This window comes from Acidisphaera rubrifaciens HS-AP3 (assembly GCF_000964365.1).
Classification (GTDB): Bacteria; Pseudomonadota; Alphaproteobacteria; order Acetobacterales; family Acetobacteraceae; genus Acidisphaera; species Acidisphaera rubrifaciens.
The window spans coordinates 1-1589 of the sequence record NZ_BANB01000121.1 but is presented as its reverse complement, the minus strand read 5'-3'; the positions used below and the strand labels follow the sequence as shown (position 1 = coordinate 1589).

The 1589-nt window shown below is 69.7% G+C and carries 2 protein-coding genes; both read left to right on the top strand.

The window, feature by feature from the left end:
* On the top strand, positions 1-908 hold a 908-nt coding region (locus B8460_RS04700; RefSeq protein ID WP_048860421.1), incomplete at its 5' end, for a type II secretion system protein GspD.
* Positions 905-1589, top strand: a 685-nt coding sequence (locus tag B8460_RS04695; RefSeq protein WP_048860420.1) for a type II secretion system minor pseudopilin, incomplete at its 3' end; no start/stop codon positions are given. The genes B8460_RS04700 and B8460_RS04695, both read left to right, overlap by 4 nt.

The following is a 1589-nucleotide window of genomic DNA, read 5'->3' as shown; positions in this document are numbered from 1 at the left end:
TCCTGCTGTACGGCACGATCCAGGAAGTCGCGACGATGGAGTCGATGCTGAACAAGGTGGACATCCTGCCGCTGCAGGTGCGTATCGACGCGGTGATCGCCGAGGTCGACCTCAACGACAACCTGCAGTTCGGCACGCAGTTCTTCTTCAACCAGGGCATCAACGCGGCGCTGAGCTACGGCACGGCGTTCAACACGTTCTCGCAGCTGGTGCCCGGCTTCAACATCGGCGGCCGCAGCGGCAAGGGTTTCACCCTGCAGGCGCTGCAGGACGTGACGAAGGTCAACGTGCTGTCCTCGCCGCAGCTGATGGTGCTCGACGACCAGCCGGCGCGGCTGCAGGTGGGCAATCTCGTGCCCTATCAGACCGGCAGCGCGCAGAGCACGCTGACCACCGGCGCACCGCTGGTCAGCACGATCGACTACCGCGAGACGGGCGTGATCATGCAGGTGACGCCGCGGGTGAACAGCAACGGCCTCGTCACCCTCGACATCGCGCAGGAGGTGAGCGGCGTGTCGTCGCAGACCTCCGGCAATCTCGATTCGCCCACCTTCAGCGAGCGCGCGGTGCAGTCGCGCGTGGTGGTGCAGGACGGGCAGACGATCGGTCTTGCCGGCCTGATCAGCGACAACGATTCGCGTGAGAACCGCGGCATACCGTGGCTGAAGGACATCCCGCTGATCGGCTTCCTCGCCGGCGCGCAGAACAACGAGCGCACCCGGACGGAGCTGCTGGTGCTGCTGACCCCGCATGTCATCCACGACGCCCGCGACGCCCGCGCGCTGACCGAGGATCTGCGCGAGGGGCTGCCGAACGCGGCGCGCGTGCAGACCGACCTGCAATTCCTGCCGGCCAGCGGATCGGCCGATCCCACGGCGCGGCTGCGCCACCGGTATATCGGGCCGTGACGCCCCCCCGGCGCGGCGAGCGCGGCTTCGCGCTGCTGATCGTGCTGTGGACGCTGACGCTGTTTTCCCTGGTCGGCACGCAGCTGACGCTCGCGGCGCGGACCGAGGCGCGGCTGGCCGCCAACCTGCGCAACGACGCGGTGGCCGAGGCGGCGGCCGACGGGGCGGTGTACGAGGCGGTGTTTCACCTGCTGGATGCCGGCCGCTTCCACTGGCCGCTGAGCGGGGTGCAGCGCATCCGCGTCGGCGCCTCGGTGGTCGATCTGCGGCTGGAGGATCAGTCGGGGCGCATCAATCCCAACCTCGCGGACCCGGCGCTGCTGCAGGGGCTGCTGCAGGCGCTCGGCCTGGGCAAGATGCGTGCGGTCTCGCTGGCGGCCGCGATCGTGGACTGGCGCAGCCCGAACCGGCGCCCCTCGCCGAACGGGGCGAAGGCGCCGCAGTACCGGGCGGCAGGTCTCGTCTGGGGGCCGCCCGGCACGCCGATCCGCGACATCGAGGAGATGGGCAACATTTTCGGCATGACGCCGGCGCTGCTGGCCGCCATGGCGCCGCATCTGTCGCTGTACTGGGACGGCGATCCCGATCCGTCGCTGGCCGATCCGGTGGTGCTGGACGCGCTGAACCGTGCCAACGCGGCGACGGCGGGCAATCAGCCGGGCAATCCCGACAACCTCGCGA